The 19,287-nt window shown below is 49.6% G+C and carries 15 protein-coding genes; 10 read left to right on the forward strand and 5 right to left on the reverse strand.

The genetic code is table 11. From position 1 onward, the window contains the following. Positions 1 to 71 precede the first annotated feature (71 nt). Together EOE67_RS13365 and EOE67_RS13370 are read left to right on the forward strand one after the other, a co-directional pair. Positions 72 to 686 (forward strand): DUF6151 family protein, encoded by a 615-nt coding sequence (locus EOE67_RS13365; protein WP_127699725.1) that lies wholly within the window; start codon positions 72 to 74, stop codon positions 684 to 686. A 98-nt stretch (positions 687 to 784) separates the two neighbouring features. Then, a complete protein-coding gene (locus EOE67_RS13370) occupies positions 785 to 1,324 on the forward strand; it encodes a GNAT family N-acetyltransferase (protein WP_164852331.1) in 540 nt (179 codons plus the stop codon). A gap of 422 nt (positions 1,325 to 1,746) precedes the next feature. On the opposite strand, the gene EOE67_RS13375 is transcribed toward EOE67_RS13370, so the two are convergent. From EOE67_RS13375 to EOE67_RS13385, 3 genes are all read right to left on the reverse strand, one after another. Then, positions 1,747 to 2,778 (reverse strand): IS110 family RNA-guided transposase, encoded by a 1,032-nt coding sequence (locus EOE67_RS13375; protein ID WP_127699730.1) that lies wholly within the window; start codon positions 2,776 to 2,778, stop codon positions 1,747 to 1,749. Positions 2,779 to 3,125: 347 nt separating this feature from the next. Then, a complete protein-coding gene (locus EOE67_RS13380; RefSeq protein WP_127699732.1) occupies positions 3,126 to 4,097 on the reverse strand; it encodes a transposase in 972 nt (323 codons plus the stop codon). 396 nt (positions 4,098 to 4,493) lie between these two features. Next, positions 4,494 to 6,119: an amidohydrolase family protein gene (locus tag EOE67_RS13385; RefSeq protein ID WP_127699734.1), complete on the reverse strand. Its 1,626-nt coding sequence runs from the start codon at positions 6,117 to 6,119 to the stop codon at positions 4,494 to 4,496. A 228-nt stretch (positions 6,120 to 6,347) separates the two neighbouring features. On the opposite strand from EOE67_RS13385, the gene EOE67_RS13390 reads away from it, so the two are divergent. From EOE67_RS13390 to EOE67_RS13415, 6 genes are all read left to right on the forward strand, one after another. Continuing rightward, the gene (locus EOE67_RS13390; protein WP_127699737.1) at positions 6,348 to 6,773 is read left to right on the forward strand and encodes a VOC family protein; all 426 of its coding nucleotides are present in this window, start codon (positions 6,348 to 6,350) and stop codon (positions 6,771 to 6,773) included. Positions 6,774 to 6,966: 193 nt separating this feature from the next. Continuing rightward, complete coding sequence (locus EOE67_RS13395; protein ID WP_127699739.1) at positions 6,967 to 8,862, forward strand: DUF885 domain-containing protein; 1,896 nt, start codon at positions 6,967 to 6,969, stop codon at positions 8,860 to 8,862. Between the two features lie 128 nt (positions 8,863 to 8,990). Continuing rightward, positions 8,991 to 9,413, forward strand: coding sequence for a VOC family protein (locus EOE67_RS13400; RefSeq protein WP_127699740.1), 423 nt, complete (start codon positions 8,991 to 8,993; stop codon positions 9,411 to 9,413). 261 nt (positions 9,414 to 9,674) lie between these two features. After that, positions 9,675 to 10,034 carry a gamma-glutamylcyclotransferase family protein gene (locus EOE67_RS13405; protein ID WP_127699742.1) on the forward strand — a complete coding sequence of 120 codons (360 nt, stop codon included), beginning with the start codon at positions 9,675 to 9,677 and terminating at the stop codon, positions 10,032 to 10,034. Between the two features lie 49 nt (positions 10,035 to 10,083). Continuing rightward, complete coding sequence (locus EOE67_RS13410) at positions 10,084 to 10,491, forward strand: cupin domain-containing protein (protein ID WP_127699744.1); 408 nt, start codon at positions 10,084 to 10,086, stop codon at positions 10,489 to 10,491. Between the two features lie 25 nt (positions 10,492 to 10,516). Further along, a complete protein-coding gene (locus EOE67_RS13415; protein ID WP_127699746.1) occupies positions 10,517 to 10,753 on the forward strand; it encodes a hypothetical protein in 237 nt (78 codons plus the stop codon). Positions 10,754 to 10,981: 228 nt separating this feature from the next. Here EOE67_RS13415 and EOE67_RS13420 read toward each other — a convergent pair whose 3' ends face one another. Next, positions 10,982 to 13,957 (reverse strand): TonB-dependent receptor, encoded by a 2,976-nt coding sequence (locus EOE67_RS13420; RefSeq protein ID WP_164852332.1) that lies wholly within the window; start codon positions 13,955 to 13,957, stop codon positions 10,982 to 10,984. Positions 13,958 to 14,333: 376 nt separating this feature from the next. After that, entirely contained in the window at positions 14,334 to 15,206 is an 873-nt protein-coding gene (locus EOE67_RS13425; protein WP_127699751.1) for a hypothetical protein, read from the reverse strand. Positions 15,207 to 15,447: 241 nt separating this feature from the next. On the opposite strand from EOE67_RS13425, the gene EOE67_RS13430 reads away from it, so the two are divergent. Both EOE67_RS13430 and EOE67_RS13435 read left to right on the forward strand, forming a co-directional pair. After that, on the forward strand, positions 15,448 to 17,535 hold the full coding sequence (locus tag EOE67_RS13430) for a S9 family peptidase (protein ID WP_127699754.1): 2,088 nt from the start codon (positions 15,448 to 15,450) through the stop codon (positions 17,533 to 17,535). Positions 17,536 to 17,746: 211 nt separating this feature from the next. Then, positions 17,747 to 19,273 (forward strand): sensor domain-containing diguanylate cyclase, encoded by a 1,527-nt coding sequence (locus EOE67_RS13435; RefSeq protein ID WP_164852333.1) that lies wholly within the window; start codon positions 17,747 to 17,749, stop codon positions 19,271 to 19,273. Positions 19,274 to 19,287 lie beyond the last annotated feature (14 nt).

The raw sequence follows: 19,287 nt of genomic DNA on the forward strand, positions 1-19,287 counted from the left end.
TTGATGACAACGAATGCTGTATTCATTAAATTATCGTTAACATCGGCAAGCTTAATGAATAAAGGCCAATCATGCATCCATTACAGTGTCAATGTGGTTTGGTTCGCGCCGAGGTCGATTGTCGTGGCACACACAACCGGCTGATTTGTTATTGCACCGATTGTCAGGCGTTTGGCCGTTTTGTGACTGGTTTATGCGAACCGGCTGCGAACTCAGGCTCAGACCACCCGATACTGGATGCACAAGGCGGTACAGAACTTATCCAGGTAGCGCAATCAAAACTCAGGTTCCTGCAAGGTGAAGACCAGCTGCTGGCAGTGCGGCTCAGTGAACAAGGCATGATCCGCTGGTACACCCGCTGTTGTCAGACGCCGATTGGTAATACGATGGCAAGTCGTGGTGGTGCTTTTATTGGCGTTATTCACAGTTGCCTTAATCGCCTGCAGCTCAACGCCGATTTTGGCGAGCAAGTGGCACAACTCAATACCAACACCGCATTGGGTACACCAAAGCCACCGCAACATGGTTTATTCCGGGTGATCAGTAGCTTTTTGTGGTTGCTTATCTCTGAGCGGGTAAGTGGCAGGTATCTTCAATCCCCGTTATTTAACCCTGACGGTTCGCCAAGATCGGTACCGCTGGTGTTGAGTGCAGCTGAGCTTGCAGCATTGAAAACGCTAGGTTGAACATGAAAAAACTGCTGGCACAGTGTGTTGCTCTCATATGCTTGCGCTAGCCTGCGAAAGCGGTTTTAAGTACCTAAGCGACCTAGGAAAAAATAACAGTGCTGTTAAAACCGATCCCTGACAACCTTGTGCTGCAAAGCGAAAGATTAACCCTGCGACGGTTTACCAGCGAGGACGTCGAGGTATTTTTCCGTATTAATTCCGAACCCGACCTAGTGCAATATACCACCAGAGCGGCGTTAACTTCGTTGGATGAGGCCGCGACGACGCTGGAAAGTACTCATTTTCGCGCTGATGAAAGCGTTGGTCTTGGCCGCTTTGCTTGTGTTGAAAAATCGACCGGGCTGGTGGTTGGCATTGCCGGATTAAGACCTGCGCCGGAGCACGATAGTTTTGCTTTTGGTTATCGGATTTTGCCGGAATACTGGGGGCGGGGCTTTGCGACAGAAGCGGCAACGACGCTGCTGCAATATGGTTATGGCATGCTCCAACTCGACAAGATAGTTGCCACGGTTTTTCCGAAAAATTTGGCCTCGCAGCGGGTGCTGGAAAAACTCGGTTTGGTGTTTGAAAAAGAAGTGATATTGGCAGATAGCCCGCAAATTTTGTGGTTGTATCAGCCGCCGGCATCAGCCTAATCTATTGCCGGAGAAAAAAGGACATCCGGAGAAAAAAGGACATCCACTAATTAGAGAACGGAGAAAAAAGGACATATATGGACGCTCCCATGCTTGTCAAGTAAACCAACCTGCCAGCAAGCGTTTGTTTGCTGGTTTTCTTTTATATACTCCCAAACTGTTTTGCTGACGCTGCAGGCTTTACAGATAAAGTTCTGTCCTGACATATATTCGGGCTATCTTTTTACCGATGCCCCGCATGAGCTCTGGACCAAAACGCCGTTAAAAATCATCCACTCGGGTTTATACCCTTGTCCTTAGCTGGCTTGGTTTTGGTGAGTTGCCTCTTGCCTCATCATTTTCAACAGATTGGTTAAAATGGCATGCCGCCTAAACATCCACTCGGGCTCAGGGCCCTTGTCCTAACCAGGCTGGCATGCCGGTCAACACTTGGCGCATACAGCCTGAGCTGGCTGCGCTTGATATAAACTATTACGGCTTAATAACACCCACATCAGCCGGGCGAGCCGATGGGCAATCGCCACTACCACGCAATTCACATGCTTGCGACAACGTAAATTCGTGATCCACTGATTCAGTGCATCCGGTTTGTGCTCGGCGCGCCGCAGCAACGTCCGCGCCCCGTGAATGATTTGTTTACGCAGATAGCTATCCCCGCGTTTGCTGATCCCCTCCATCTTCGACCGGTTACCAGAAGCCGATTGCTTAGGCGTTAATCCTAACCAGACAGCGAAGTCCTTTGCGCTTTTAAAGGCTTGTGCTTTATCAACCGACGCAGCAACGGCTGAAGCGATAATAGGGCCAACGCCAGGTAGACTTAGTAAAATCTGCGCTGCTGAGCTTTCGCTAATAAAGTGCTTCAGCTGCGTTTCAATCTGTGCTTGCTGCTCACGTAAGTGTTTGTAATCATCTAAAGATTGTTGAATAACAAAACGCTTGGTGGCACTGAGTTCGGTATCCAGTAGCAAAGTGAGACCTTCAAAAAATGCTTTATGGCCTTTATTGAACACCAAACCAAAATCCGTTAATAAACCGCGAGTTTGATTACTCAGTTCGATGCGCTGCTTGGTGAGACGTTCACGAATATTGTGCAACATCAGAATTTCTTGCTGGTACTCAGTTTTAACCGGCACCGGGCGAATAAAAGGTCGCTGACTCGCCTCAAAAATAGCCAGAGAATCATTGCGGTCATTTTTATTGCCACGCACAAATGGCGTGACATGCTGTGCCGGGATCAGTTGAACGTGATAACCCAGCTGCTGCAATTCACGACCCCAATAATGGGCGGAGTAACAAGCCTCCATGACAACTTTGCAAGGCGGATGGTTTTTAATAAATTGATGAAAAGCTGCACGACTAAGCCTTCTTTCCTGCTGAACTTTGTGTTGTTCATCAAACATCATCAATTGAAAAACACTTTTTGCCAGATCGATAGAGATGGTGCTAATTTTCATATCGGACGCTCCTGTGTAACTGAATGTGTTCAACATCAGTTTGGCGCATTGACGCCGGATCGGGAGCGTCCATCTCATCATCCACTAATTAGAGAAAAAAGGACATCCACTAATTAGAGAAAAAAGGGCATCCACTAATTAGGCAAGTACAAAAAAATATTCTTTAAAAGTGGATTTACGGCAAGGACTATTTAAGTTTGTGGTTAATTCGCAAGGAGCGATTGTCTAATCTGATATTGAAACTGTACTTTTTTTGAGTAAAACCGAAAAAAGTTCAGCATTGTGTGCCGGGTATGGAGTTCGGAAGCAAAAATCTCAGAAGATGAAGTGGCCTGATTAAATAATGCTCAGCCAAAACTGCGCTGACAGGCGGTTTGACCGTGAAGCCAGCGCAGACCAAGCTTTTGACAGAATTGTTTGAGCGAGCTGATAGAGCCAATGGCTTGGTGAAAAATGGTTTCAAGTTTTTTGCAATTCTGCAGCCAGCAATCCGCTGAAATCCCCAGACGAGCCAGGATGGGTGGTAAAGAACTGTCGATAGCACCGCGTTTGTCTTCCCGGATTTGGCGACCTGTCCAATCAACAAGTTCAATGTAATCAATAAGGCTGTAAGGGATATTGTGCTGAGCGTTTTCTTGATGGCTATTCCCAGCAAATGGCAGCAGCTCGCCATGAAAAGCACAATGAATAGCTTTACCAAGCCGTTGCTGGATGCTGGTATAGTCAGAAGATTCTGGTGTCAAAGCCACCTGTGCGCGAATTGGATTTAAATCAACGTAAACCATACCGGTTAGCAGGGCTTTGACGTCCAGCAGCGCTTGTGATTTAAACCTGCCTTCCCAGAATCGACCGGTGCACTTGTCTTCAAAATTCGCGAGCCTGGCAATATGTTCATTCAAACAGCGCATAAACCAACTGATATCACAGAGTCTCGCCCGCCAGTTTTCAATCATGGTTTCAGTGACTTGGTTTTCGGCTTCACCGCTTGAGTCACCACTGAGATACCGTTCAACCAGTACAGGTAAACGGAACAGCATCTGCCAGCGCTCAGTGATATCTTTTGCGCTCCAGGCTGCAGCTTTTGCCGCATCTACCCGCACTACCAAGTGGTAATGATTGGACATGAGAGCAAAAGCAGCGATATCGATGGCAAACATTTGGGTCAGCAGTTTCAGGCGCTCCAGAATCCAGTCACGGCGATGTTCAAAGTTATAAGTTTCTGTAATACCACACAAAAATGCCCGCCGTACGCAGCGGCTGACTAAGTGGTAATAAGGTGTTTCGGTCACACTGATTTGTTGCTTGCGTGGTTTTGGCATGATGTCATCCTGACAGTTGAAAATCGATAGGCTTTAAATTTGGTTGCAAATAAGTTAATGTCAAGTTTTTATAGAATTGGTGGGTGTCCGCAATGGTGCTGCAATTGGCTTGTCAATTGCCTGGCACATTATAGAATAGGTGGGTGTCCGCAATTGGCTAGGCTCGAATTGGTGGGTGTCCGCAATTGGCTCAATTGGCTCGATAAAGGTTTAGATGCACTTATCTACTGAAACAAAACACGAGCCAATGTTCGATGGCGTTGCGCTTATCAAACCTACGGTTTTTGATGTGAGTTTGGTAGGGTCCAATTCGTTAAATTTTAAAACAAATGGTAGGGCCGATAAGCGCAACGCCATCGGCCTTGAAGGTTAAAAACACAATACAGCTTATCGAACCTACGGTTTTTGCTCTGCAAGTTTCGCCTGCTCAACCATTTTCCTGACATCACTCAACAACTGCTGCGCATCATAAACTACACCGTCTTTAATGGTGTACCGCACGCCTTTAGAGCGCTCTGGCTGGTTGTTGGCGTTGAGCTGATAATGGCCGGTGCCGTATAACACTTTAAAATTGGCCAGCGGGTTTTCGGCGACAATCAGCATATCGGCTTTTTTTCCGGGTAGCAGGCTACCAATCTCATCGGCTAAACCCAGCGCCTGCGCGCCGTTGAGCGTGGCTGCCTGAACAACTTCCAGCGGATTAAACCCGGCTTCCCGCAATAGCTCTAATTCCTGAATATAGGCAAAACCATAAATTTTATAGATATAACCGGCGTCTGAGCCAGCGGTGATGCGGCCGCCGTGGTTTTTATAGTCGTTTAAAAACTGCATCCATAACCGGTAATTTTCGCGCCAGGCGATTTCCTGATCGGTGGTCCAGTCAAACCAGAACGAACCATGGGCGTAGCGGTTTGGTTTAAAGAAATTACTCAAAGTCGGCAGGGTATATTCCTGATGCCAGCTGGCGTTCCGCTGTGCTTCGGCGTCGCGGGTGGCTTCATAAATAGTCAGCGTCGGGTTGATGGTAAAATCGAGTTGGATCAGTTCATCCCGCACCGCATTCCAGCGCTCGGAACCCGGCGCTGCGGCCTGTTTCCACAGCTCGCCTGCTGCGCCAAACCGGTCTTGTTCATTCTGATAATTGTAGTGTGCCGGATAATTCTGAATGGTCTGTCCGGTATAAAGCGCCTCTGGCAAGCCATACCAGTGTTCCATTGAGGTTAAACCCAAGCGTGCGCTGTCGAGCGCGTTGGTGCCAAGCACATTCAGCTGCGCGTGGTGCATCATGGTGCCGAGCTTTTGTAGTTTGGCTTCAGCCAGCGCCGCAGCAATAATGGCCGGTGGTGCGCCAAAAAACTTAATGCCGGAGGCGCCGGCTTTTTTAATCTCTTTTACCCATTTGCGTGCCTGATCCGGGCTGAACACCGGTTTGCTTAAACCCTGACCAAAACCGACATAAGGCACAATTCGCGGCGCGACAATTTTATTGTCAGCAGCCGCTTTAACATGGCGCATCGTCCATTCGACACCATTAAAACTGCCGGGCTCGCGCACTGTGGTAATGCCGTGCGCTAGCCATAGCTTAAACACGTATTCGGCTGGAATGCCGGTAGCAGAGCCGCCAATATGACCGTGCATATCAATAAAACCAGGCAGAATATACATGCCACTGACGTCAAGTTCCTGATCGCCTTGGGCAGCTTTGGGTCTGCCTTCAGGTAAAATCGGCACCTCAGGATTACCCACAGCAGTGATTTCCACGATGCGGTCGTTTTCAATCACGATATCGACCGGCCCGAGCGGCGGCGCGCCTTCACCACTGATATAAGTGCCACCACGCAAAATTAACCGCGCGTAAGGGCCTTCGCCACGATCGCGCTCTGGCGCTGATGTCGTTCGTTCCGGTTTTTTCGCCGGGCTGGCACTCTCCACACGGTCAGCAGTATCGCTTAAAGCCAGCACCGGACTGGCCTGGGTGAACAATACCAGCAAACAACAACTCAGCAATGCGCGTTTGAACATGATTTTTCCCGTTTTTTATTATTGTGAAGATCTGATAACTCAGTGTCGCAAGCAACCGCACAAGCTGCAACTGGATCCGTTTAATGGCGAGGTTAAAGCGGTAAAACGGGGTTAGCATCTGAATGCTTTACTGCTGCCCCAGCAAAGATTGTATTCGTGGTAACGAGCGAGTAAATTGCCGGTTAATGAATAACTTATCGATATTTCTATCTTCAGGAGTACAGCTACGTGCTACACCATATTTCGTTTGGCGTGACAGATTTGCATCGTTCGGTGCGGTTTTATGATGCGGTGCTGACCTGCCTTGGTTATCAGCGGGTGTGGACAGATTTTGATGAAGGTGATCCGGACGCCGCTGTGGGCTACGGCCATGCCGGTGGTGGCGATAAATTCGCATTAAAACTGCGCGCCGGGCAGCAAGTGGTGGCGGGTGCCGGTTTTCATCTGGCCTTTGCTGCGCCAAGTCAGGCGGCTGTCGATGCATTTTACGCCGCTGCACTGGCCAATGGTGGCTTCGACAACGGCCCGGCTGGGTTAAGGCCGGATTATGGCGATCACTATTACGCGGCTTTTGTGCTGGATCCGGACGGTTATCGGATTGAAGCGGTGCTGAATCAGCCGGATGGGGAAACGCCGTCTGGCTGTCAGTGCTGATCCACGTAACTACACCACAACTAGGCACCACAACAACACACCACAACGACAACAAATGCTACCAATCCACAACCAAGCGCTACCATTGACCGGTTGACTCTCTTGCGGACGTCCGGCACTGCCTGCACTATGGATGACCTTTATGAAACCGGACTGCCGGTTTTTGTTTATCAAATTCAAAAGGATCTGCCTTGTGCGATATTCATTATTAGCGTTAAGTCTGGCCACCGTGCTGGCGGGTTGTCAGCCTGCTTCAACACCTGAAGCGGCTGTGCTGGCTGCTGCCCCGGAAACAGCAGTTGCTCCGGTAACCGTTGCAGCTGAGTCGGAATCAGCAAAGTTAAATCAATGGTTTGAAGCTAAATATGAAGAGCAATTGCAGATGAGTCCGCTGCAACTGACAGCGCAAGGGCGCAAAGACCAATACGATCAGATTGATGATGTGACCGCTGAAGCGGAAGCAAAACAACTGGCCTGGCTGGCAGCGACAGTTGAGCAGCTAAAAAGCCAGTTTGATTACAGCAAACTCGATGTTGAAGCCAAAACTTCATACGATTTATGGATTTATCAATATCAGCGTAGTGTGGAAGCTGCGAAATTCCGTGATCACAATTATTGGTTTAATCAAATGCGCGGCATGCATTCGATGTTGCCACAGATGCTAATGAATTTTCATAAAGTTGATGAAGTTGCTGATTTAGAAGCCTATATCAAACGGATTGGTGGTATTGCCAAAGCCATTGCTGATTTACAGCAACGCGCAGCAAAATCAGCCGAACTAGGCGTGCGGCCTCCGCGTTTTGCTTATGAAGGCGTGATTGTGCAGCTGAATAATTTGCTGAGCGGTCAGCCTTTTACTACTGAAGGCAAAGCAGGGGCAGACGAAAAAGAAGCGCCGCTGTGGACTGACGTCAACAAAAAAATCGATGCGCTGATCAAGGCTGATAAGCTGACCGACGCGCAGGCGACCCAATTACGCAATGACGCTAAAACTGCTTTAACCAGCCAGTTCCAGCCCGCTTATGCCGCACTTCGGGATTTTTTACAGGCTGAGCTCGCTTTTACCAGTGCACAAGCGCAGGGCGCCTCAGCCCTGCCAAACGGCGTTGAGTTTTACAATTTACGCTTAAAACAGTCGACAACCACCGCGCTAACTGCCGATGAAATTCATCAGATTGGCTTGGATGAAGTCGCCCGGTTGACCCAGGAAATGATTGCGATCAAAGATAAAGTCGGGTTTAAAGGCGACTTAGCGGCGTTTTTCCAATTTATTAAAACCGATCCGCAGTTTTTCTACCCGGATACCGATGAAGGTCGTCAGGCCTATATCACGGACTCAGAAGCGTATTTAGCGGTAATTGCCGACAAACTCCCGCAGTATTTTGGCATTTTGCCCAAATCAAAACTGGTGGTGAAACGGGTCGAAGCGTTTCGTGAACAGCCAGGTGCGGCGCAGCATTATTCGTCTGGGACTGCCGATGGTTCGCGCCCAGGTGTTTATTACGCGCATTTGTCTGATATGAAAGCCATGCCAAAAAATGAAATGGAAGCCATTGCTTATCATGAAGGCAGCCCTGGTCATCATATGCAAATTTCGATTGCGCAGGAGCTGACCGCCGTACCTAAATTCAGAACTCAGGCGCGTTTTACCGCTTATTCTGAAGGTTGGGGTTTGTATTCGGAAATTCTGGCCAAAGAAATGGGCGGTTATCAAAGCCCGTACAGTGATTTTGGCCGGCTGATCACCGAAATGTGGCGCGCGGTGCGTTTGGTGGTCGACACCGGTATGCACGCTAAAGGTTGGACTGAACAACAAGCCATTGATTATTTTCTGGAAAAAACACCTGTTGCTAAAACTGCAGTGATTTCCGAAGTGCGCCGTTATTTGGTAACTCCGGGTCAGGCCACGTCTTATAAAATTGGCATGCTGAAAATTCTGGAAATCCGCGCCAAAGCGCGTGAGCAACTTGGTGACAAGTTTGATATCCGTGGTTTCCATGACACGGTGTTAAATGGCGGTGCGTTGCCATTGGAATTGCTGGAAAAACGGGTGCAACAGTGGGTTGATACCGTCAAAAGCGCAAGCTAAAGTTGAGGCAGGACACCAGTTCTGATTAACCACAAAAACGAAGTTAAAAGCTGCAGTTGTATCGCAATTGTGGCTTTTTGTTTTCTGGGCTGATGTGATGAACATAACGATAAAGCGGAGAAAACCCGATGCAATTATCTGTTTATGCGTTGTTTGACGGCCAGTGTCACAGCGCGATGAGCTTTTACCAGCAAGTGTTTGGTGGTGAGCTGAGTCTTATCAAAGTGAAAGATTCACCAATGCAACCGATGTTTCCGGAAGCATTGCAGGAGCAGGTGCTCAATGCCAGATTGACTTCAGCCGAAGTGGATATCTCAGCGTCAGATTGGTTACATCCGACTGAACAACCAACACCGGGCAACATGTTGTGCCTGTATTTGCGAGGTGGCAGTGTCAGCCGGACCCGTGAGGTTTTTGCTTTGCTGTCAGCACAGGCCACAGTAACCGATCCGTTAACAGAGCAGCCTTTTGGTCTGTATGGCGCACTCAACGACAACTTTGGTGTGCGCTGGATGTTTCATGCCAGTGTGGTATATACCCAAAATCATTGAAGATTCGGGTAGGCGACAAGTGAGTGAGACCCCAGGAGCATAGTTGTCCTATGTGACTGGGGCGAGCGAGCGAAGGCAACAACCCCGCATCTTCAAGGATGACGGGTATAGGGATGGCGGACAGCAGTGCTGAATACATTTTATAAATACCAACAAACTCAATGCACTCGCCATTGTGCTAATGGTAAATTGTTACCTTCTGACGGTGCGAAGCAATAGTTCTACTGCTCTGCCATCGCTGTAACTTTGAAGGAACATAAGGTGGAAAAACACCCACACACTGAATTTTTGTTTTCATACGGCACCTTGCAACAACTGCAGGTACAGCTGGATACTTTTGGCCGGGCGCTTAGCGGCAAAGCGGATGCATTGGTCGGCTATCAGCTGGCGCAAGTGCGGATCACTGATCCAGCCGTTCTGGCGAGCAGCGGTCAGGAATATCACCCGATTTTGCGCTACAGCGGCGAGCCATCCGATCAGGTCACAGGCACAGTGTTTGTGTTGAGCGCGGCCGAACTTGCCGCAGCGGATAGCTATGAAGTTGATGATTATCAACGGGTTGCTGTTACTTTGTTGTCTGGCCAAGCCGCCTGGGTTTATGTTGCAGCCGGGAAAAATTAACACCACCCGGCTTTAGCAACTGTGACATAAGTAAAAGTGTGGGGTGTTGATGCAAGTTTCTCAAATCACAGAGCATTATTTACAGCTTTCGGCTGAAGGTCAGTTTGGCGCTTTGCTCCCGGCGGGCACATTCTGGCAAGAACTTGCGTCGGGCCAACATCCGCAATTAGAACAAGGTTTGTTATGCTCGGCTTTTAGTTTTGATGCGCCATGGCCAACTTGGGAACGTCATCCGGCCGGAGCTGAACTGGTGTTATTACTCAAAGGCGCAGCCACGTTGATCCTGGAACAAGATGGCGTCGAATCGCAACAATTGTTGCAACAAACCGGAGATTTTGTGTTGGTACCGGCGGGGGTCTGGCATACTGCAGACCCGATTTTAGAGCACAACGACCTTTGTACGTTGTTATTTTTTACCCCTGGCGCCGGAACTGAACACAAAGCACGGTCGCTGTAGGTATTTGATTTACAGGAATAACCCGATGAATTTACCTTCGTATATCTCGATTCAAGCCGTTGTCATGCTGATCCTGTTTGGTACCAGCGTCAGTTATTTGTTGGGGCGGCGTAAAACCAAGCGGCCTTTTTTAATGGCGCTGGTCGGTGGTGTGCTGGCAGTGATGCCGCCGTTATTTGTCATTTATCTGGTACTGTTTCTGCTGAAAAAAGATCTGCCATCTGCAGCTGCTGCGGCTAATATCGACGAACCAAAACCCTAGCTATACCCGCATCTTCAAGGATGATAGGTATATACGCAAAACTTGCTTAAATTGAACAGTAGTGCGGACTGACCGGGTTCGCCGTCATGCAAAGCAATATCAAATCACCATTCGGCGTACTGCCGCTGCCGCGGCGAGTAGCGCCATACAGTAAGTATCTGATTATATTTGGAAAAGTAGGGCGGACTCAGCCTTAGGCTAGTCCGCCACTATTGGATCTCAGTTTAATCAGAACTGATAACGCACTACCAATGACATGGTGCGGTTTTTCTGCAGTCGGCTGGCGACGCCCCAATCCGGATTGGCGGCGAAACTGCCATTGGTGTTGGTGATCTGTGCAATTTCGTTCACCCGTAGCGGTGTGTCGAAGTTAAACAGGTTGTAGATGGTGCCTTTGACGGTCAAATCACCACCGGCGACGCTGGTCAGGTACGTCAGCGACAAATCGACTTCGTATAACCAGTCCAGATTACCGGCCGAACCGCGAGGTGCTGGTTTACCATCCCAATCATAGAATGACGCTTGGTCATACCATTGGCTGGCACACCAATCGGCCCACAAGCTTGGTGCTTTACAGGTATCGACGCCGGTTGGGTGGATACTGAAACGGTTCAGTGGCTGGCCAGAGGTGGCACGGGTCACCAAACCAAGTTTCCAGTCGTCGTTCAAATCGTAAATACCACTGAGTTTTAACACGTGGCGACGATCGTTTGGCAGATTACCGGCACCGTGATCCATCAAATCGGCATAATCGTAAGACGTGGTCCAGCCCGGATCGGCCTGGCCATTATCGGTACGTACCAAACCTTCGGTCATGCCCCAGCTGTGTGACCAAACGTAAGATCCAAATATCTGCAAATCTTCGGTTGGGCGGCCTTCCAGAGTAAATTCCCATGCCAGATAACGGCGTTTTGGATCCGGTAACGCCAGATCGGCAGCGCTTAACTGCACATGCTCTTTTTTGCCATCCAAATCAAAATCGTAGAAAAAGTTAACGTCTTTGCCTGGGTTAATCAGGGTGTAGAAGTAACTTTCATTGACCTTGTTCTGCACTTTGTTCGTTGCGAGCCACTGTGCCACCACCGGGCCTAAGTCCGAGTCTTCAATCGATTGTTTTAAATCACGATAGACAAAACGCACACCACCTTTGAGTTGGTCACCAAGTTCCTGCTCGTAACCTAAAGTCCATTCGTCTGAGTACATTGGGCCTAAGTTATCAGAGGCAATCCGTTCCACATCGACGGCGCCACTTTGCACTGTGTTAGTCGCAACCAAAGCGCCAATATCCGGCGAGCCGTCAGGTTTAAGTACCGGACTGCCATTGGCGGCCAGTTGGCCTGGCTTGTAATAAAAATGCAGATCTTTTTGACCACTGGCTTGTTTGATGTTCATGTTGGCGGCAATTGGCTGGAAATAACGGCCAACAGTGGCAAACACTTTTTTGTCACCATTGCCGGTAGGATCCCAAATCAGCTGTAAGCGAGGTGCCAGCTGGCTTTTGAGCTCAGCATAGGTTTCGCCGGTGGTCGCGGTATTTTCAAAATTGCTGTAACGAATGCCGGCATTCAGTACCAACGAGTCGGTCATTTGCCAGCTGTCTTGCAAATAAACAGCTTCTGAATTTACTTCTGTCTCGCCGCCGGTATCGCGTTGCCGTTGGCGAATATAGGTACCGCCTGGCAGATTAATCCGCGGGATGGCGGTATAAGTCCGGTATTCCCACCAACCACGGGCCGAGTCCACCCCATTTTGATATTCCAGGTAATCGACGCTCAGTTTTTCGCTGTCGACCCCAAATTGCAGGGTGTGAGAGTCCAGCTGCCAGGTTAAATCAACACGCGCCTGATCCCGCTGATAGGTCTCGCTGATCAGGTTGCTGGTGGTCCAGTCGCCGATGCGCTGGCCGTTCAGATTGACGTGATCCCAGACGCCAGGTAAGGCATTGGTTGGTACTGTATCACGTTGGTCTTCTACCCGGCCGATGGTCGCGGAAACCGATAAATCATCGGTTAAAAAGCCCTGATAGCGTGCTGAATACATATTGCCGCCGGCCGTGCCTAAAGTGGTGCCGGTATGGTCGCCAGTGCCTTTTTCAGAGTTCCATTTGTAGCTCTGCCAACTTTCTTCAGCACTATTATCCAAAGCGGTTACTGTAAGCGTGTGATCTTCGGTGATATACCAATCCAGATTGACGAACCAGCGGTCTTCTTTTTTCTCATACTCAGTAAAAGCCGTAGCAGCTGAGTTGGCATACTCAGAGTTGTACCGTCTTGGATTGAGCAGCGCATAGAAAAACGCCTTATCTTCTAAAATCGGGCCGCTGAGCCAGACGTTGGCTTCACGGAAGTTTTCGTCAGCATCCTGATTGTTGATCGACAGGCTGCCATTGGGGTTGTAAACGCTATTTTGGCTGCTGTAAAACGCCGATGGATCCAGCCGCACTTCACCGCCATAACGGAATTCATTGGTGCCCGATTGCGACACTGCGTTGACCACACCCCCGATAAAACGGTCATATTCAGCGGAAATACCGCCGGTTTTAACCTGGGTCTGAGCGATTGCTTCCCACGGCAAATTGATCGAACCGATACCGGTGCGCAGCGCACTGATATTCATGCCGTTTAAGAAATAGCCGTTTTCAGCGGCAGAAGCGCCACCAAAGCTGGACGCATCAAACTGCGCGCTTCTGGCGACGCCAGGGGTCAATAAAGCGACGTTTTCAAAACCGGTATTCACCGGCATTAAATCCAGCGTGTCAGCATCAAAAGTTAAGCCTGCGGTGGAATCGCCGGTATCGATTTGCCGCATTGCTGCCGCAGTTACGCCAATCCGTTCGATATCGCCGCTGTCCGGCAATACCGGGGTAAACACCTGCGACTGACCGAGGCTGATTTGCAGCTGCTGTAATTCTACTGGCGCTTGTCCGTTGCGACTGGCCAGCACCTGATAGCGGCCAACCGGTAAACCACGCAACACGTATTCACCTTTGCTGTTGGTTTGCACCGAACGGCTAAAGCCTTGTTCCAGATGTTTGACGGTGATGGTGACGTTGGAAAGTTGTTGGCCGCTGGTGGAGCTGACCACACCGCGCAGCAGGCCTGAAGTATTGTCTTGTGCCAATACCGGCGCTGAGTGCAGCGCAACGGTCAGCGCAGTTGCCAGTAGGGACAAACGTAAGCTGTTGATTTGGTGACTGTGTTTCACTCTACATTCCTTATTATATTGTATGTAATATATTGTATACCATTTAAGGTGGAGACCATCCTAGATTAAAAATTCAGCAGTTGTAAAGGGGCAATTTTCGAAATGGGGAGCAGGAATGAGTCTGAGGATTGGCTGGGGCTGGTGTTGAACTGGCTGCCTGGGCTGCAGTTTGTTGTTGAGTTTTAGGTTAAATCAAATTTAATCAATGACATATCGCATTGATTGTCACTATCGTATTCACCGGAAACTGCAACGATAGCAGCGAAATCATGCTGGTCAGATGAGGTTGTGATCCGGCGAGTCAGCGCAGCGCTTTTGCTGAAAAGCGACTGTGCTGACTGCCTGTGGCGTGAATGGAGGGAAAGTCGGTGGCCAGTTAAAACGGGCAGGCCGGATATTGTTGCAGGCTGGCTGAAGCTTGCTGGGCTAAACGTTGTTGTACCGACGCCGGTAGCCCAAGATCAGCGATGTATGGCAATTGATCGGCCGGATTACCGGTAATCACCTGATAAAACAGCATCGCAGTGAGCACCGAACCTGCCTGATTCGCATGGTTTCCGTCATTCATATGCAGCGGAATATCGACCCACTGCGCCAGGCTGCTTTCCCAGGCTTGTGGCACCGGAGCCAGACAAGCGGCTTCGCGCTGCATTATGCTCTGATGTAACTGATACACTCTGGCTCCTTCGGTTTTATGACCGCTGGTCGCATGCTCGGGGAACAGGATCGGAGTAGCCTGCTGTGATTTTGCCAATGCGACCCAATACAACGCGGCATCGATGGGATAATAATAAAGTCCGCTGGTCGAGTATTTCTGACCTTGCAGGATCACATGGCTCCAGCTTTGTTGCGTCAACAACGGCAACGTGACTTTGTCGTTGAGCCGTTCGTCCAGATAACCGGCACCACCAGCCGTCTGCGTATGTACTCTGGCTTGCGGCCGGCCGGTTTGCAGCAGATGTTTTAACAGTCCGGCTAAATTATTGTAAGCCACATGACTATTGCCCAGCAGCACGACCCGGAATTCACTGACGGTGCGATTGTCTGGCACAGCAAGATTTGCCGGTGGCATTGACGGCGGTGGCGGAGCAGGCGGCGGATTTTGCGGTACGGTTTGCACTGGCGGCGGATTAACGGCTATATCGGCATTGTCTGAGCCGCCACAGCCGTTTAAAGCAATGCCGAATAACCATATAAAAAGTGTGGCCAGCCGCTGGTTGCGGCCTGTCGTGCTCGATTGGTGGTGCATAGTGGAAATACCCGTTATGCGGAAAATTGATACCATTGAGCCTAACCACAGCGATAATCGACGACCAGTAACAGTGACTGATGAATAAACGACATTTAACTTACCAAAAGCTTATTGGACCTTTTCTGCCTGCTGCGTGCCGTTAAATCAGGGTTATTGGTCGCGACAAAATTGTGTTGTTGCCATCAGCGCTGTAGCTTGTTTAGCATGCTAAAAATAAGAAATCACTGAAGGGCTTTTGATGAAACCAACTTTTCACTCCCGGCGTTTATGCCAGCTGGCTGCCGTCTTATTCTGTAGCCAGTTACCGCTTGCACTGCAGGCAAATACTGCGGGCACAGCGCTAAGTGGCAATACAGCTGCGAACTACTTTAACGCCGAAGACATTTTTGCACTGGAATATGCCAGTGAACCGCAAGTGTCACCTGATGGTAAATCGGTGGTTTATGTGCGTAATAGCAACGACATTATGACCGACGGTACTCATAGCACTTTATGGCTAGTTGACGTTAAATCCGGTCAGCAGACGCCGTTATTTGTCGACCAATATAATTACAGTCAGCCAAGCTGGTCGCCAGATGGCAGCAAAATTGCCTTTATTTCTGACCGTTCAGGTTCAAGACAAATTCATTTGCATTGGCTCTCGGAAAATCGCACGGCGCTATTAAGTGCCTTGCCAAAAAGCCCGGCCAATCTCACCTGGTCACCGGATGGTGAACAGCTTGCCTTTAGTATGAGCGTTCCGGCAGCCGGTGCCAAACTTGCACAGCTGACCAAAATGCCGAAAAAACCAAACGGCGCCAAATGGGCGGAGCCGGTCGTAGTGATCGACCGCGCGCAATATCAAGCCGACGGTCAGGGCTTTTTGAAACCCGAATTCCGGCAAATTTTTGTGTTACCAGCGATGGGTGGTAAAGAGCGTCAGCTCACCCAAGGCGAGCGCCATCATGGTGCTGACTTAACGTTCACCCCGGATGGCAAAGGTTTGGTATTTTCCGCCAATCTGGATCCAGAATGGGAATATCAACCACGGGATAAAAACCTGTATCAGCTGAATTTGCAAACTGGCGCTTTGAATGCGTTGACGACACTTGCCGGGCAAGAAGAATCGGCGCAGTTTTCCCCTGATGGCAGTAAGTTGGCGTTTATCTGGGGCAATAATGCCAAGGTGCCTTTTACCAATGGCAAGCTCAAAGTACTGGATCTGAAAAGCGGCGCTATTGCCGATGTGGCGAAAGAGCTGGATTTAGATCTAGTTTCGCCACAGTGGCTAAATAATTCCGAGCTGGTGGTGCAGTATGACGAACGTGGCCTGCGCAAACTGGCGCAAATGAACTTAAAAGGCCAGCATAAAGAGCTGACGGCCAGCCTTTCCGGCACTGCTTTACCGCAACCTTATTTAAGTGGCGATTATCATTTAAGCAACGGCGTCATCAGTTATACCCACGGCACCAGCCAACGTCCGGCCGATATTGCAGTGATTAGCCAGGGCAAAAGCCGGGTATTAACGGCACTGAATGAAGATTTATTAGCGCATAAAAAACTGGCGCAAGTTCAGGAAATTAACTATCAGTCATCGTTTGATAAGGAACCAATGCAAGGCTGGTATTTAACCCCACCGGATTTTGATCCGGCGAAAAAATATCCGCTTATTCTGGAAATTCACGGTGGCCCGCATCTGGCGTACGGTCCGCATTTCAGTGCTGAAATGCAGCGTTATGCCGCCGCTGGTTATGTGGTGTTTTATGATAACCACCGCGGTAGCACCAGCTATGGTGAACGATTTGCCATGCTGCTGAACGGCAAATACAGCTCAGAAGAAGATTATGCCGACCACGATTCTGGCGTCAATGCCATGATTAAACTGGGGTTTGTCGATGAAAATAACCTGTTTATCGCCGGTGGTTCCGCCGGAGGTATTGCCACGTCTTATGCGGTTGGCTTGACCGACCGCTATAAAGCCGCAGCGGTGATTAAGCCAATTATCAACTGGCTCAGTAAAGTGCTGACCGGCGATAGTTACCTGTATCAAACTTATCACCAGTTCCCTGGGGTGCCTTGGGAAAACGTTGAGCATTATTGGAAACGCTCGCCATTGTCGCTGGCTGGCAACGTCAAAACACCGACTCTGCTGATGACAGGTGAAGAAGACCGCCGCACGCCGATTAGCGAATCAGAACAGTTTTATCAAGCATTAAAACTGCGCAAAGTCGATACTGTATTAGTGCGGGTGCCGGGTGCGCCGCATGGCATTTCCAATAAACCCAGTCGGATGATTGCCAAAGTGGAAACGATGTTGGCCTGGTTTGAGATGTACCGGACGAAATAAATCGAGTCACTTAGCAGACGCTAACAACCAGCGTGACAACAACAAAAAACCAAAGGCCGGCGCCACAACGCCGGCCATTTTGGTTATTTATTTGACTGTGTGGCGAAACCAGTAATGCTTAGACCAAGAGGGTTAAAATTAAACTGGGATAGTTGCGTTGACTGAGTCGGAAGTGCCACGACAGCGAACGAAAAAGATGCGGATCGGCTTTTTGGAAAAACCGAAACGTCAGCCGCTGTCTGTACTGTTGTTGTTGATGTTTTGTTTGTATCTGGGCCTTGCGCTCATCACCATGTTTATCTTCGAAACCATCACCGTCTGGCCATCAACCGGCGTTGCGCTGGCGGCGTTTTTGCTCTGTGGTAAGCGCATTTGGCCTGCTATCTTTGCCGCGTCGCTGGCGGTGCTCCTGATTTATTTTTTCAGCCTCGGTCAGCCTTTTTCGATGACGCAAAGCTTATTGATCATGCTGGCAACCGCCAGCGGTAACACCCTGTCGGCGATGCTGGCGTTGTATTTTTGTGGTCGGGTCAGCTCGTTACAACAATCCTTTGGCGATTTGCTGTGGGTGCTGAAACGGTTTTTACCGGCGACCGCGATTTGTGGCGCAGTAGCCTCAGTGTTTGGGATCGGCGTGTATTGGCTGTTAGGTCTGTCGTGGGTGGAGCACTATGTCACCGGTATCGCCAACTGGAGTGTCAGCAATATGGTCGGGGCCTTAATTGGCACACCCTTATTGATCAGTTGTTTTTTACAACCGGGCTGGCGGCGAATGCTGGATAAAGTGCGCTGGAAGTATCAGGCGGTATTTTGTCTGCTGTTGCTGGCGTTTTTTTTATTTGGCCCTGGCCAGATTTGGTTGCCACCGGGTTTCCAGCAACCCGCCTTATTGCTGATGCCGCTGCTGTTTGTGGCGCTCACCGCCAATCAGAGTTTTATCTTTATTTTTCAAGGTCTGACATTTTTGCTGGTGTGGGTCGGTACCACCATGGGTTATGGACCTTTTATCACCGGGCATGCCGCCGAAACCGCCACTGCCATGCAGCTGTTTTGTGGTTTTCTGGCAGCAGTGGTACTGATTATTCAGGCGTTATTGTGTGAGCAGCGTAAGCTTCGTAAATTATGGACTTCAGATTTACTCAGCAGCAATCGCAAATTAGAGCAGCGCGTGCAGGAGCGCACGCGGCAGTTGTCGGAAGCCAACCGGCAATTGGCACAACTGAGTGTTACCGACGGTTTAACCCAGCTCGCTAACCGGCGGCGTTTTGATGAATATCTGCAGGCCGAATGGCAAAGAGCCAGTCGCTTACAGCAGCCGCTGGGACTGATGATGCTGGATGTGGACTGGTTTAAAAATTACAACGACTGTTATGGCCATTTGCAGGGCGACGAAGCCTTGCGCCAGGTCGGCCAGTTATTGCGGCTTGGTGCCAGACGCACCACCGATTTAGCGGCGCGTTATGGCGGTGAAGAATTTGCGTTGGTGGTGCCGCTGGCCGATGCCAATTATCTGAAACAACAAGCTGACCTGTTACGACTGGCTTTTGCCTCACTCAATATCGCTCATCAAACCTCACCACTTGGCCGGTTGACGGTCAGTATTGGTATTGCCGTGCTGGTGCCGCAAGCGCATGAAACCAGCATGGTGTTGATTGAAAAAGCCGATCAGGCTTTATATCTGGCAAAAAACAATGGTCGTAATCAAGTGGTTATAGCGCAAAGTACCCCACTGCAATAAACTGAAGGCGGCCA

Source organism: Rheinheimera riviphila (assembly GCF_004005945.1).
Taxonomy (GTDB): Bacteria; Pseudomonadota; Gammaproteobacteria; order Enterobacterales; family Alteromonadaceae; genus Pararheinheimera; species Pararheinheimera riviphila.